The 14165-nt window shown below is 64.0% G+C and carries 12 protein-coding genes and 1 tRNA gene; 8 read left to right on the top strand and 5 right to left on the bottom strand.

Annotated elements, in window-relative coordinates; translation table 11 throughout:
- The first annotated feature begins 1 nt into the window (after position 1).
- The 4 genes from K408_RS0109035 to K408_RS0109015 all read left to right on the top strand — a co-directional run bounded on the left by K408_RS0109035 (position 2) and on the right by K408_RS0109015 (position 2419).
- Entirely contained in the window at positions 2–820 is an 819-nt protein-coding gene (locus K408_RS0109035; protein WP_024338275.1) for a lytic murein transglycosylase, read from the top strand.
- Positions 821–929: 109 nt separating this feature from the next.
- Entirely contained in the window at positions 930–1151 is a 222-nt protein-coding gene (locus K408_RS0109030; RefSeq protein WP_007592399.1) for a hypothetical protein, read from the top strand.
- Positions 1152–1163: 12 nt separating this feature from the next.
- Entirely contained in the window at positions 1164–1586 is a 423-nt protein-coding gene (locus tag K408_RS0109025) for a hypothetical protein (protein ID WP_024338274.1), read from the top strand.
- A gap of 380 nt (positions 1587–1966) precedes the next feature.
- Positions 1967–2419 (top strand): MaoC family dehydratase, encoded by a 453-nt coding sequence (locus K408_RS0109015; protein ID WP_024338273.1) that lies wholly within the window; start codon positions 1967–1969, stop codon positions 2417–2419.
- 1 nt (position 2420) lies between these two features.
- Here the strand turns inward: K408_RS0109015 and K408_RS0109010 are convergent, their stop codons facing one another.
- Together K408_RS0109010 and K408_RS0109005 are read right to left on the bottom strand one after the other, a co-directional pair.
- A complete protein-coding gene (locus K408_RS0109010; RefSeq protein ID WP_024338272.1) occupies positions 2421–5609 on the bottom strand; it encodes an efflux RND transporter permease subunit in 3189 nt (1062 codons plus the stop codon).
- Between the two features lie 158 nt (positions 5610–5767).
- The gene (locus K408_RS0109005; RefSeq protein WP_024338271.1) at positions 5768–7009 is read right to left on the bottom strand and encodes an efflux RND transporter periplasmic adaptor subunit; all 1242 of its coding nucleotides are present in this window, start codon (positions 7007–7009) and stop codon (positions 5768–5770) included.
- A 196-nt stretch (positions 7010–7205) separates the two neighbouring features.
- Here K408_RS0109005 and K408_RS0109000 point away from each other — a divergent pair, with 196 nt between their 5' ends.
- Both K408_RS0109000 and rnz read left to right on the top strand, forming a co-directional pair.
- Positions 7206–7811 (top strand): TetR/AcrR family transcriptional regulator, encoded by a 606-nt coding sequence (locus tag K408_RS0109000; protein WP_024338270.1) that lies wholly within the window; start codon positions 7206–7208, stop codon positions 7809–7811.
- 135 nt (positions 7812–7946) lie between these two features.
- Positions 7947–8852 carry a ribonuclease Z gene (gene rnz / locus K408_RS0108995; protein WP_024338269.1) on the top strand — a complete coding sequence of 302 codons (906 nt, stop codon included), beginning with the start codon at positions 7947–7949 and terminating at the stop codon, positions 8850–8852.
- Positions 8853–8886: 34 nt separating this feature from the next.
- Here the strand turns inward: rnz and K408_RS0108990 are convergent, their stop codons facing one another.
- From K408_RS0108990 to K408_RS0108980, 3 genes are read right to left on the bottom strand one after another with little or no spacing between them, the layout of a single operon-like run.
- Positions 8887–9891, bottom strand: coding sequence for a G1 family glutamic endopeptidase (locus K408_RS0108990; protein ID WP_024338268.1), 1005 nt, complete (start codon positions 9889–9891; stop codon positions 8887–8889).
- Positions 9878–10855, bottom strand: a complete 978-nt coding sequence (locus tag K408_RS42690; protein ID WP_024338267.1) for a phosphatase PAP2 family protein — start codon at positions 10853–10855, stop codon at positions 9878–9880. The genes K408_RS0108990 and K408_RS42690 overlap by 14 nt, the downstream gene beginning before the upstream one ends.
- A 15-nt stretch (positions 10856–10870) precedes the next feature.
- Complete coding sequence (locus K408_RS0108980; RefSeq protein ID WP_024338266.1) at positions 10871–12925, bottom strand: BTAD domain-containing putative transcriptional regulator; 2055 nt, start codon at positions 12923–12925, stop codon at positions 10871–10873.
- Between the two features lie 538 nt (positions 12926–13463).
- On the opposite strand from K408_RS0108980, the gene K408_RS0108975 reads away from it, so the two are divergent.
- Both K408_RS0108975 and K408_RS0108970 read left to right on the top strand, forming a co-directional pair.
- Positions 13464–13784 carry a hypothetical protein gene (locus K408_RS0108975; RefSeq protein WP_024338265.1) on the top strand — a complete coding sequence of 107 codons (321 nt, stop codon included), beginning with the start codon at positions 13464–13466 and terminating at the stop codon, positions 13782–13784.
- 236 nt (positions 13785–14020) lie between these two features.
- A tRNA-Gln gene (locus K408_RS0108970) sits at positions 14021–14094 on the top strand.
- The last annotated feature ends 71 nt before the right edge of the window (positions 14095–14165 follow it).

Genomic DNA, 14165 nt, shown 5'->3' with positions numbered 1-14165 from the left:
TATGATCAGGGGCAGGGTTGTTGCGGGAGCGGTTCTTGGCGCGATGACGCTGCTCGGGTTCCTGGCATCGGTCGCCGAGGCCGCGCAATGCGGCAGCTCGCCGGCGGGTTTTGAGACCTGGAAGCGCGAATTCGGCGCGGAGGCGCAAGCCAAGGGCATCGGCCCCACGGCGCTTTCGGCGCTGATGCAGACGAACTATGCCAGCGCCACGATCGCGGCCGACCGCGGCCAGCGAAGTTTTTCGCTGACGCTCGACCAGTTCCTTGCCAAGCGCGGCGCCGCCACCATCGTTGCCAAGGGACGGCAGCTCAAGCAGTCGCAGGCTGCCTTGTTCGCCTCGATCCAGCAGCGCTATGGCGTCCCGCCCGGACCCTTGCTCGCGATATGGGGCATGGAGACCGGTTTCGGCAGCCAGCGCGGCAACCAGAACATGCTGTCGTCGATTGCGACCCTTGCCTATGATTGCCGGCGGCCCGAATTCTTCACCGACCAGCTTTATGCCGCCCTGAAGCTGATCGACCGCGGCACGCTATCGGCATCGACCCGCGGCTCGATGCATGGTGAGGTCGGCCAGACCCAATTCATGCCCAAGAGCATCCTGGCCTACGGCACCGGCAATCTCGAGGTTGCTGCCAATGCGCTGAACTCGACGGCGAATTTCCTCAAGGCCCATGGCTGGAAAGCAGGAGCTGGCTACCAGCCGGGCGAGCCGAATTTCGCCGCGATCGAGGCCTGGAATGCGGCCGGCGTGTATCAGAAGGCGATCGCGCTGATGGGCCGGCAGATCGACGAGGGCGGCGGGGCGGCCGCGTTGCGCTAGGCCGCTCAGCAAGGCGTGATGCGTCAGCAAGAGAAAGTTGTTGCCATCAGGAACCGACGGCATGAGGTTTGCTTGATCAAGTTCAGGGCTGGGCATGAGGAGACTCAACATGGCTACCCAGATCGTGATGGACCAGACAGGCGACACGCGCCACGAGTTTGATCCCGGCAATGCCGAAGCGCTGGCGCGCGCCGAACGCCGCTTTCGTGAGCTGACCGGAGCCGGCTTCACCGCCGCTCTTCGAACCGGGCCCGGCGAAGTCACGCGGATCCGATCGTTCGATCCGACCGCCCAGGAAACGCTGTTCTATCCCCGCCTGGTCGGCGGTTGATCTGAGCCGCACATGATCCTGGCAGTCTGGCTCCGCGCGCCGGCGCGTGCACGCCTGCACGCGCTGCGTGAGCTCTATCGCCGCTTCTTCGGCGAGAACACGCCTGACGCCCGCGGCCGGCGGCTGCTTGCTGAATGGCTGTCGCCGAAGCAGCGCGCTCAATTCGAGGAGCACCGGTATTTCGACGTCGTTGGGTGCGACACCGGCAGAACCTATCGCATCCACTACGGCACAGCCGCCAATGTCCACGAGATCGACTGCGACGGGCGTCCGACGACGGGGTGGTGCTTCGTCCCATCAGGCTTCCTGGTGCCCGGCGACGTCATGCTTGCGCAGAAGATTGCGCTCGAGACTGACGAGAGGAATGCCTTGGCGCTCGCGAACCGGTTTCCGCCGGCGACGCACTCGGAGCACTTTTACCGGCGGCCTTTTTAGGCCCGGTCAGTGGGTCGAGTGGGTCGTGCGGTAGGCATCCAGCGCATGGGCCGCGAAGACACCAGCGCTGCAAAGGGCGAGCAGGGCTGAAATCAGCTCGATCATAGCTCGTCCTCCCGTAGCGGCTGGGCAACGAGGCTCTGGCAGCACGAATATTCGTAGATCAGGTCGAGGATGAATTGCATGGTGGCCGTCCCTGTACTTGTTTTGACAACCACTTAACCGGCCATCTGTTTCAGGCGTGTTTCGTCGCATCGGAAAAGGGGTTTCGCGCGGAACTCTGCGCTGGCTCGGGCGCTGCGGCCTCGCTATATCCGCAACAATTGAGGCCATGTGAGCTGCCACATCGGGAGCGGTGCATCATATTGCGAGGCAAGATCATGACGCAGGTCGAATGGTTCGATGATCTCACCGTCGGAATGCGCTTCAAGTCCCCCGAATGTCTCGTCACAGAGGCTGACATCAAGCGCTTCGCGATAGAGTTCGATCCCCAACCCATGCATCTCGATCACGAGGCCGCCAAGGCGACGCTGTTCAAGGGGCTTGCCGCCTCGGGATGGCACACCGCTGCGATCGCGATGAACCTCGCAATTCAGGCCCGGCCGTTCGGCCCGCACCCGCTGATCGGTGCCGGTGTGGACGGACTGCGCTGGACGATGCCGGTACGGCCGAATGACCGCCTGCATCTGGTCGGCGAGGTCATGAGCCTGACGCCGTCCAAGTCGAAGCCGCAGGGCATCGCGCTGGTGAAATGGACCATGTTCAACCAGAACGGCGAGGAGGTTTACACCTTCACGCCGATCGCGATCGTGCCGCGGCGAGACTCTCGCTGAATCATTCGGCAAGGCCCTGGACCGGCGCCGCGCTGGTCTGGCTCCCATGATGCGTCAGCGGCTTCATGCCGGTGACGGTCCGCAGCAGCACATAGAACACCGGCGTCAGGAACAGGCCGAACACGGTCACGCCGATCATGCCGGAGAACACGGCGACGCCCATTGCGCGCCGCATTTCCGAGCCGGCGCCGGTCGAGAGCACCAGCGGCAACACGCCCATAATGAAGGCCATCGACGTCATCAGGATCGGCCGCAACCGCAAGCGACTCGCCTCGATGGCGGCCCGGATCGGCGTGCGCCCGGCGAATTCGAGCTCGCGCGCGAATTCGACGATCAGGATTGCATTCTTGGCCGAGAGGCCGACCAACACGATCAGGCCGATCTGGGTGAAGACGTTGTTGTCGCCCTTGGAGATCCAGACGCCGAACATTGCAGCGAGCAAGCCCATCGGCACGATCATGATGATCGACAGCGGCAGGGTCAGGCTCTCATAGAGCGCGGCCAGCACCAGGAATACCAGCAGGATTGCCAGCGGGAACACCCAGATGCCGGAATTGCCGGCAATGAACTCCTGATAGGTGAGGTCGGTCCATTCGAAGGCAAAGCCCGGCGGCAGCACCTCCGCCGCGATCCGCGTTGCCGCCTCCTGCGCCTGGCCGGATGAGAAGCCGGGCGCGGCCGCCGCATTGATGTCGGAGGACAGGAAGCCGTTGTAGCGGATCGCGCGCTCCGGGCCCGCGCTCTGGCGGATCGTGAGCAGCGCCGACAACGGCACCATGTCGCCGGAGGACGAGCGCACCTTCAACTGCCTGATGTCGTCGGCCCGAGCGCGGAACGGGGCGTCGGCCTGGACGCGGACGGAATAGGTGCGGCCAAATTTGTTGAAGTCGTTGACGTAATAGGAGCCGAGGTAAATCTGCAGCGTGTTGAACACCTCGGTGACCGGGACACCCAGCTGCAGCGCCTTGGTGCGGTCGATGTCGGCGAACAGCTGCGGCACGTTGACCTGGAAGCTCGAGAACACGCCGGCGATCTCCGGCGCCTTCTGCATCGCCGCCATGAAGGCGTTCGTCGCCTCGTTCAGGGCGTCGTAGCCGAGCCCGGCACGGTCCTCGATCTGCAGCTTGAAGCCGCCGATCGTGCCGAGGCCATTGACCGGCGGCGGCGGGAACATGGCGATGAAGGCTTCCTGGATGCCGGCATATTTCTTGTTCAACTCGGCTGCGATGGCGGGGCCGCTGAGCGAGGGGTCCTTGCGTTCGTCGAAGGGCTTCAGCGTCGAGAACACGATGCCGGCATTGGACGAGTTGGTGAAGCCGGAGATCGACAGGCCGGGGAAGGCGACCGAGCTTTCGACGCCGGGCTGGGTCAGCGCGATGTCGCTCATCTTGCGGATCACCTCTTCGCTGCGGTCGAGCGAGGCGCCATCGGGCAGGCGGGCGAAGCCGACCAGGTATTGCTTGTCCTGGCCCGGCACGAAGCCGCCCGGCACCTGCTGGAACAGAAACGCAGTGAGTCCGACCAGCACCACATAGAGGCCCATCACGGCGGACTTGCGCGAGATTACCTTGCCGACGCTGCCGCTGTAATTCTCCGAAGACCGTGTGAAGGCTTTGTTGAAGCCCCGGAAGAACCAGCCGAGGCTCTTTTCCATGATGAGCGTCAGCCGGTCCTTCGGATCGTTGTGGCCCTTCAGCAGCAGTGCCGACAGGGCCGGCGACAGGGTCAGTGAATTGATCGCCGAAATCACGGTCGAAATCGCGATCGTCAGTGCGAACTGCTTGTAAAACTGCCCGGTGAGACCGGAAATGAAGGCGAGCGGCACGAACACCGCGATCAGCACCATGGCGATTGCGATGATCGGGCCCGAGACCTCACGCATGGCCTGGTAGGTCGCATCGCGCGGCGACAGGCCGGACTCGATGTTGCGCTCGACGTTCTCGACCACGACGATGGCGTCATCGACCACGATGCCGATCGCGAGCACCAGGCCGAACAAGCTGAGTGCGTTGATGGAGAAGCCGAACACGTGCATCACCGCGAACGTGCCGACGATCGAAACGGGCACGGCGAGCAGCGGAATGATCGAAGCGCGCCAGGTCTGCAGGAACAGGATCACGACGAGCACCACCAGGGCGATCGCCTCCAGCAGCGTGTGGATGACCGCCTCGATCGACGAGCGCACGAATTGGGTGGGATCGTAGACGATCTGGAACGACACGCCCTCCGGCATGTTCTTCTTGATCTCGGCCATGGTGGCGCGAACGTTGTCCGAAATCTGCAGCGCGTTGGAGCCGGGCGCCTGGAAGATCGGAAGCGCCACCGCCTGCTTGTTGTCGAGCAGCGAACGCAGGCCGTATTCGGACGCCCCCAGCTCGATGCGCGCGACGTCGCGCAGGCGCACGACTTCGCCGCGCGTGCCCGTCTTGACCACGATGTCGCCGAACTGCTCCTCGTTCGAGAGCCGGCCTTCGGCGTTGACGGAGAGCTGCAGGTCGATCCCCTTGACGTTCGGGGAGGAGCCGACCACGCCGGCGGCGGCCTCGACGTTCTGTGCCTGGATCGCCCTCACGATATCGCTGGCGGTCAGGCCGTGCTCGGCGGCCTTCTGCGGATCGACCCATACCCGCATCGAATAATCGCCCGCGCCATAGATCTGCACGTCGCCGACGCCGTCGATCCGCGCCAGCCGGTCCTTGACGTTGAGCACGGCGTAATTCCGCAGATACGTCATGTCGTAGCGGCCGTTCGGCGACAGGAGATGCACGACCATGGTGAGGTCGGGCGACGACTTCTTGGTGATGATGCCGAGCTGTCGCACCACGGCTGGCAGGCGCGGCTCGGCCTGCTGCACGCGGTTCTGCACCAATTGGGTCGCCTTGTCGGGATCGGTGCCGAGGCGGAACGTCACCGTCAGCGTCATCGCGCCGTCGGTGGTCGCCTGGCTCGACATGTACAGCATGTTCTCGACGCCGTTGATCTGCTCCTCGATCGGCGTTGCCACCGTCTCGGCGATGACCTTGGGGTTGGCCCCGGGATAGGTCGCGCGCACGACGACCGAGGGCGGCACCACGTCGGGATATTCCGAGATCGGCATCGCGAACAGCGAGATGAGCCCCGCCAGGAAAATCAGGACGGAGAGAACGCCCGCAAAAATCGGGCGATCGATGAAGAATTTTGAGAGATTCATGGCTTCGCCCCTGGGCAATATTCTGCGTGTCGACGCCAACTCCTCGTCATTCCGGGCCGCGCGCAGCGCGAACCCGGAATCCAGAGGTGAACGGTCGGTGTCTCGTAAGTTCGAGATCCCGGGTGCGCGCTACGCGCGACCGGGGATGACGGAAAGCACTAGCGCTGCACCACGTCCTGCTTGCTGTGGTTGGATGCCTGTTGCCCCCGTGCGCCCATGGCTGCCACCTCCGTCTTGAGGAGGGCTCCCGGGCGCACACGCTGCAGGCCGTTGACGACGATACGCTCGCCGGACTTCAGGCCCGACGTGACGATGCGAAGCCCGTCGACGGAGCCGCCGAGGGTGACTAGCCGGTAGACGGCGCGATTGTCGTCGCCGACCGCCATCACGAACTTCTTGTCCTGGTCGGTGCCGATCGCGCGCTCGTCGATCATCACCAGCGCCTGTTGCTTCGGCTGGCCCATGCGCACGCGGGCGAACTGGCCGGGAATGAGCCGTCCGTCGTCGTTGCGGAATACGGCGCGGACACGGATGGTGCCGCTCTGGCCATTGACCTGATTGTCGATCAGCTGGATGTGGCCCTTCGCGGACAGACCGCCCGAGGTCGTCATCTCGACCGGGATCTGGTCGAGCTTGCCGCGTCGGCCCGACGCATCCGCAATCGAATTCAGCGCGCGCAGCACGACCTCTTCATCTGCGTCGAACGAAGCGTAGATCGGATTGACCGAGACCAGCGACGTCAGCACCGGCGACGCCGTGCCGGCGGCGACGAGATTGCCGACGGTGACCTCGATCTTGCCGACCCGGCCGTCCACGGGCGCGCGCACTTCAGTGTAGTCGAGATTGAGCTTTGCTGTCTGCAGCGTCGCCTCGGCCGCCTTCACATTGGCGATCGCTTCGCGGTTGGCGTTTTCGCGCTGGTCGTAGTCGCGCCGCGTCACCACGGCGTTGCCGACGAGCTGCGCGCCGCGCTCGAGCTCGCTCTGTGTGAACACGACGCGCGCTTTCGCGGCTTCGAGCTGGGCCGCAGCCTTGTCGACCTCGGCCGCGTAGGGGGCGGGATCAATCTTGAACAGCACGTCGCCGGCCTTCACCAGCGCGCCCTCGGTGAAGTTCGCCGACATGATCGCGCCCGCAACGCGGGGGCGGAGCTCGACGCGCTGGATCGCCTCAAGCCGGCCGGAGAAGTCGTCCCACAGCACGGTCCGGCGGGGCTCGATCGTCGCGACGGTAACGGAGACGGCTTGTTCGGCGGCGGCGGCCGGCGCGGTCGCTTGCGCCGCATGAAAATAGCGGCCGGTCGCAATCGAGCCGGCCGCGGCGAGGGCACCCACGATGGCAACGCCTGCCAAAAGGCGGCGGAAACGGCCGGTGCGGGAGGTATGTTGGGAGGGGGGCATTTGCGCGCTCCAGATATGTAGTGTTCACTACAGATGTGGAGCTGGATACCGCAGTGCAAGATACTTATGTACCGCTCACTAAGAAAATTGTAGCCCCGTACCGCAATAAATGGAAGATCTTAGGAAAGTAGAATTAGAACAAACGGTTAGGATTCGGCGTTGGCCCGGGCAGAACGCGATTCCGAGGAGACAGCACATGGGCATGGGACGCCCCCGCGAATTCGACGCCGAAAAGGCGTTGGATCAGGCGATGGAAGTGTTTTGGCGCCATGGCTATGAGGGCGCGACGATTGCCCAGCTGACAGAGGCCATGGGTATCAACCCGCCCAGTCTCTACGCCTGCTTCGGCAACAAGGAAGGCCTGCTGAAGGCCGCGCTCGACCGCTACACGAAGTTGCGCAACATCTGGATGGATGAGGTGGTGGCAGCACCAACCGCCCGCGCGGTGGCCGAGCGGATGCTGATGGGCATCGCCGAGAAGCAGACTGATCCCGCCAATCCGCCCGGCTGTCTGCTCGTGCAGGGCGGCGTGGCCTGCGGCACCGGTTCGGAGAACGTGCCGTTCGAGCTTGCCGCCCGCCGCGCCCAGAACGAAGAGCAACTGCGCGAGCGCTTCATTCGCGCCAAGGCCGAAGGCGATCTCAAACCGAGTTGCGATCCCGCTGCGCTCGCGCGCTACGTCTCCGCGGTCTCCGTCGGCATGGGCGTGATGGCGTCCTCGGGCGCGGATCGCGAAGCGCTGCGGCAGGTCGCGAGCGTGGCAGTGCAGGCCGTGGAGGCGCAGTCGGAGCGCGCCCGATAACGTTCGAGCTGTTCTGCCCGACGTGTCAATCCAGCATGCGGGCCCCGCCATATCGAACGAAATTCCTCAATCATTTGTACTGTGCATGGGGTTGTTTTCGCGTTTTCATCGGAGCAACCCCGGGGGATTCCGACGGTGACGTTTGACCTGACGTTTCTTGGGACATCGGCAAGCGTTCCTTCGGCGGAGCGCAACCATCCGGCGCTTCTCGTGGAGGCCGCAGGCAAGCGCGTCCTGATCGATTGCGGCGAGGGCACGCAGCGTCAGCTGCTGCGCAGCGGTGCCGGCTTTCGACGTCTCGACCGCATCCTGCTGACGCATGCTCATCTCGATCACGTGCTCGGCATCCCCGGCCTGTTCTCGACGCTGGGATTGCGGCAGGCTTCCGACGCGATGACCATCCATGGCGGGCAGGGGACGCTCGACATCGTCATCCGCATGCTCGCGGGACTATGGGGCGTCGGCAGGGCGCCGATCGCGGTCCAGTTCGAAGGGCTCGCCGAGGGACAGGTCCTGGCTTGCGGTGAGTTTACCATCGACTGTTTTCCGGTCCGCCACCGCGACACCGACAGTTTCGGCTTTGTCTTCCAAATCCCGCCTCGCCGTCATCTTCGGCCTGACCGCCTCGTCGCGCTTGGCGTGCCCGACGGTCCCTTGCGCGGCGAGTTGGCCGCGGGCCGACCGGTCGTGCTCGGCGGCCGAACGATCGATCCGGGAGACGTCCAGGGCCCGCCGAGCGGCGGCAGGAAGCTCGTCGTGATCGGCGACACCGAGACAACCGAGGGGCTGTCGCAATATGCGGCCAACGCCGACATGCTGGTTATCGAGGCAACGTTCCTCGAACGCGACGCGTCCACCGCGCGAAATTACGGCCATCTCACCGCGGCCGAAGCAGCTTCCTTTGCGGCCGCGAACAACATCGGACAGCTCGTGCTGACGCATATGTCCGGACGCTACCAGGACGAGGAGATTCTCGCCGAGGCGGCAAAGATCTTCCCGAACACCCGGATCGCCGCAGATTTCGATCGCGTCGTCGTCTAGTCCGTCCGAAGCGAGGCAAACGTCGGACTGGCGTTCAGGCGACCGGGTCCTGGAAAGTGCATCTGACGCCGATCGGGGCCTCGGCGTGTTCCTGCCGTAGCGCCGGGCGGGACACAATCACCGTACGATCTGGATTTGCGAACGTCTCGCGCATCTCGATCAGGAGTGCGTTGTCGGCGAGCGTCATCATGCGCCCCGACCCGACCGCTCCATCCGCGGCTCGCGCCACGCAGTAGCTGAAGTCGACGGCACCATAGTCGGGAAGCGGAAACAGGGCGCCGCTTTCCGGGTCCGTCGGCCGCTCCATCACCCATTCCGCTGATGAACCGAGCGGTTCGATCTCTCCGCTTGGCGGCGGGGCGAGAAACGAGCGAAACTCTCCGGTGCGCTGGTTCTTGATGAAGTACAGAATGTCTCCGCTGACCTGGACCGCCAGACCCGCGAGAATCTTGTGACCCGTCTCGATGAGCAGGTTGTCGATCACCGTGATCGCTTGTGGCTTCGCAGGCGCTGCCGACTCGGTGGTCGCCTCGTCGGGCCGCGCGTTGTGCCACCAATCCCACCAGGCAAAGTGGTTGGGCTTGCGGTCGGGCCAGTGACCGGTGCCGATTTGAGGCAGGGAGACGTTCGGCAGCGTGCCATTGCGGCCGTCGAGCCCCACCCAGACCAGCGACTTTGGATCGTCCGCGGGCGTACCCAGGGCCGATACCGATGGCCGGCGCACGTGCGGGACATTCCATGCCCCTGCAGCGAACACGATCTGCTGCGGCCAGGGCGTGGAAATAAGCGCACCCGACCAGTTCAGCATCGACTGCAGCGCTCCTCCCAGCGACGGGGGATGGATGCTGGCGAACGTCGGCTGCTTTGCGGCAAAAGGCGCCGAAACGAGCTCAGTCCAGAACTCGAACAGCTCGGGCTCCGTGATGACATCCGGCTTCTGCGGAATGCCATAGCGATCGAGCTCGGCGGGAGACGCTTTGAGCAGGTCGAATCCGGCAGGCACGACTTCATAGAGGCCGCACCGATCAATCGCGGACATTCTTCTCTCCCACGGAGATGCCGGCTTCCTTCCCTTCATCGAAGACGCCCGTGTGCTGCCACTCGTCCCTGGCGTTGTCGACGAGCTTCGTGAACTTCGGCAGATATGTCCTGTCCAACAGAATCCTGTCGATGATGGCGCCTGCCAGTTTCACGCCGGCCACGGTATCCGAACGATAGTGGAGGCCGGCGATCTCGCGATTGCGTGCGACTCTGTCGGCGAGGGCGCCGAGCGACTTTCCGATCGTGGTTCTGCCCGCGGCTCCTGGCGCGGGGGCCGGAAAGCCGAGAGACGGCGGAATGACTTTCGTCAGCAACGCCGCGAAGACGTGAGCCTGAGTGGCGTGACCGCTTGGGAATGACGCATGTCCGCCGTGCTGGATCGGCGACATGAGGCCGGGGACGACCTGGGTTGGACGCGGACGATTGAAATGAGCCTTGTAGTGCATCGTGATCAACGCCGTAAGCGCGTCGGCGACGATCAGCATGCGTGATGTCGCCGGATGCGTCGTCGGCGTCGCGGACACCAGATGCAGGAACTTGCTGATGAACTCGTCGGCCTCCGATACGATGTCGCCGAGGGCCGCAGCGCGCTCATGAACGGCCATGTTTCTCAGGGCGCTGATATCGTCCTCGATTGCGCCCGCCCAAGGAGTTGGGCCGGCGCCGAGCAGTGCAAACCCGCCGAGCCGGTCGAGCCAATCTGCCCGGCTGGCGAGATCGGACATCACCACCCAGGCATACCAGCGGGTCGACCAAAGCTTCATGCCGAAGCCGCCCGCATCAAATCTGGCGCCGGCGACGTCGCGCTCGGTTATGAACGGACGATCGACGCGATCGCTGAACATGGCACCGCCTGATCCGCCCGCGTTGCCGCCGTAGCCGCCATATCCTCCATAGCCTCCGTAGCCACCATATCCGCCATAGCCGCCGTAACCGCCATATCCTCCGTATCCGCCTGCCATGTGCGCCTCCTCTGTTTAGGATTTGTCGGTATCGCTCTGGCTGTTTCCGTGCCGAAGTGCCGCTGCCAGGCGCGAGAGAGCTGCTTCGACGCGCGCCAGGGTCGGCTTCGGCCATGGCGATGTTGAGATCCACTTCAGATCGAGCTCACCTTCGGGCATGAGCGGCCGTGCGAAGGTTTGTGCCTCGTGGAGGCGTCCGCTCTCCACCAGCGCAGCAACGAGGACGCGCAGGTTCACCTGATTGTTAGGTAATTGCGTCGCGACACGCCGCGCATGTTCGACGGCAGATGCGAGGTCCTGCATGGCAAAGTAGGCCTGAGCCAAGATCATTTCGGCGAACCATGCGTGCCGGTCTCTCGGCGACAGACGCAGATTGACGGTGGCATCGCGGAGCGCGTCGTCGTAGTTCTCGCAGCGGACATGCACCGCGGCCCGGTAAGCGAATGCGAGCGCAAGGTTCGGCGTGATCTCGATCGCGCGGTCGAGCTGCCCGAGGGCCCCGACGTGGTCATGCTTGCACTGCGATAGCGTGTAACCGCCGACGGCGTTGGCGAGCGGGTCTTCGGAGTTGCGCTCAAGCGCTCTTTCGGCGAGAGCACGCGCCGTGTCGCGCTCGTTCAATGCATTCGCAGACCACCCGCGCGCGACGCGCTGCATGTGCCAGATGGCGCTGTAGGAAAGCGGAGGCGCCCAGTTCGGGCTGAGGACATGTGCCCGTTCGAAATTGGTTCGCGCCGTCACGAACGTCGTGTAGTCCGGGCTGAACATCTGATCGTAACCGACAAGTGCCAGCTGATACGCGTCGAGATCGTCTGGTCTCTTCTGCATCGCGCGATGTAGCTCCCGGTCGCGAACTTGGGGCGCCAGCGAGCGTATGACCTCGACGGCGATGCGATCCTGCAAATCGAAGACGTCGGCTGCAGTCCCGCTGAGGCGATCGACGCGGACAACCTCGACGGTTTCGGTTGCGACGAGCTCGGTCGAGATCCGGATCTGGTCGCCAGCGCGCTGAATGCTGCCATGAAGCAGATATTGCGCATTCAGATCGCGGCCGATTGCGCGCAGATCCGGCGTCTGCGAGACCGGGATCATCGTGGAACCGCGCGAAATGACGAACAGCTCCTTTAAGCCCGACAGAGCCTGGACGACGCTGTCGACGACGCCGATCGTGAATTGAGGCTCGAGAGCGGGGGTAAGCGCGCGAAAGGGCAGTACGGCGATCGACGGTCGGCTGACGTCGGATCCGTTCGAGGCGACAGCGGGGGCTGCCATGGAGAACGGGACCGGGCGTGCCACGGCCTCAGGCTGCTGCTGTCGCACGCCGGCAATCAGGTCCTGCGTGAGCTTGTGCGGTTCGATGTCGTAGGCGTCTTCGAGCTGGCGCCAGAGGCGCGCATAGATCGCGAGGGCAGCGCCGATACTTCCAGAGGCGAGGTGACTCCTGATGAGAACACGAATAGCCCGCTCGTTCTCGGAATCCAGCCGGTGAATCGCCTTCGCGGCAGCTTCAGCCGTTGGCGTCACGACTGCGTCGCTCTCATCGGGCAGCAGCCTCGTCAGCGCGTGGATCAGCCGTTCGTGGATCAGTGGTCGCGTCTCCGCGAGCCATTCCGAGAATGCCGGATCGACGCTTTCCAGGTCGTCAAGGATGTCGTCGGTCAGGCGTTCGCGTGCGAGCAGCAGTGGATGGACCATGCCGCGCTCGGCATCCGAGATGATCTCGACGAGATCACATGTCACGTGCTCGACATCGAGTGCCACGTGAATCTGGTCTGCGTGGAAATGTGAGCAGCCCAGCGCTCTTAGCTCGCGCTGAATCTGGCTCAATGATTGGCGCAGCGACCCCTTTGCGAGCACGTCGTCCTTCTCGCTCCAGAGCAGTCCGACCAACTTGCTCCTTGGCAGCTGGCGTGAGGAGGAGAGGATCATATAGCCGAGAAGCGCTTGTGCCTTCCGGCCGAGCCCGACCTCTTGCCCGTCCACGGACGCTGAAAATGCTCCGATGATCTTGAGGGTCAGTCGGTTGGCCCCGCCCTTGCCAACCGCCTTGTCGCCGTTGACTCCCGACATCTCGTCCCATCCCTGGTCGATCGTGTCGAGGACAGTGTAGGAGGGCCGGGTGCGGGTGGCCAGACTTGGCAGAACGCAAAAGGCAGGTTCGCTTGGTCTGCGAAGCCAATGACCGGTGAGTTCGGGAATGCAGCCCGCCGGGGCTGCTGCAATGCCAGAATCGTACATCTTCGGTCGAGAGATGGCCAAGGGTTGCGGAATGATCGAAATGCGACTTGCGAGCACGAAATGAAATGGCTCCTGCCTTCGAGCCGATGGGCGTGAATCCAGCGTGAATCGCGGCTTGGCCGTCGCGGCGCGGGCAACTCACGCGCGAGTTCGATGGGCTTGCTCGCTTCACCGACCGCCTTCACCGATTGCCGCTGGCGGCGGAAGCCGGGCGGCATCGCCGGTATTCGTGCGGCAAGTCCCGGGCGGGCCACCCCGGCGTTCCGTGCGCGCACCGTATTCACGGGCCATTCACGGCCAATTCGCATCGTCCGCCTATGTTTCGTTCGTGACCGAAGGGTCGCGCAACTTGGCAAGGGAGAGGCGTATCATGACTGTCCTGCTGAGAAACACCTTCAGGGCCTGGATCGATTGCGTCCCCGGCGCACCGCCCAAGCTGATCATGATCGGCGACGTGCGGGTGCCGGCCAACGGCTGGCAAGCCCGGCTGACCAGGCGCTCACCGCAGGGGATCAATCCAAAGATCCTGATCCTCGACGTAAATGCCCAGGAGCCGAGCGGTGAAGCCCGGCAGGAGATCACCACGATCCCGCTTCGTTACGAGGAAAGTCCGCCGCAGGACGAATACGGCCAGGTGATGATCGCGAACGGCAAAGGCGAGATCGTCGTCCACGTCGGCCGCACGCATTGACTGCGCTCTGGCGCGATGGTCCCACAGGCTGGTCGCGCTAAAGCGACGGTCCACAACGCGGGAAGATGCGTTCGCTCGGTCGTGAACGCAGCGAGAACACGCGACGATGTTCACAGAAGGGCTGGACCGCGAAGGTCGGCGCGGCTATATGAGCGGCCTGCGAGCCGCTGATTTGCCAAAGCTTTCAGCCAGCCTCGCAATCTTCCGAAGAAGCTGAGAGATTTCAAGCGCTTCGGTGGGGAATGGTGTAACGGTAGCACAACAGACTCTGACTCTGTTTGTCTTGGTTCGAATCCAGGTTCCCCAGCCAGTTCCCGGCACGCATCCGATATACCGTTCCAGACCCGGTGCGGATCGACAGGTCCACAGCCGCGCGGCGGT

The sequence above is a fragment of the Bradyrhizobium sp. in8p8 genome, from assembly GCF_000426845.1.
GTDB lineage: Bacteria > Pseudomonadota > Alphaproteobacteria > Rhizobiales > Xanthobacteraceae > Bradyrhizobium > Bradyrhizobium japonicum_C.
The sequence above is the reverse complement of the archived record's forward strand: the minus strand, read 5'-3'. Positions and strand labels throughout refer to the sequence as shown.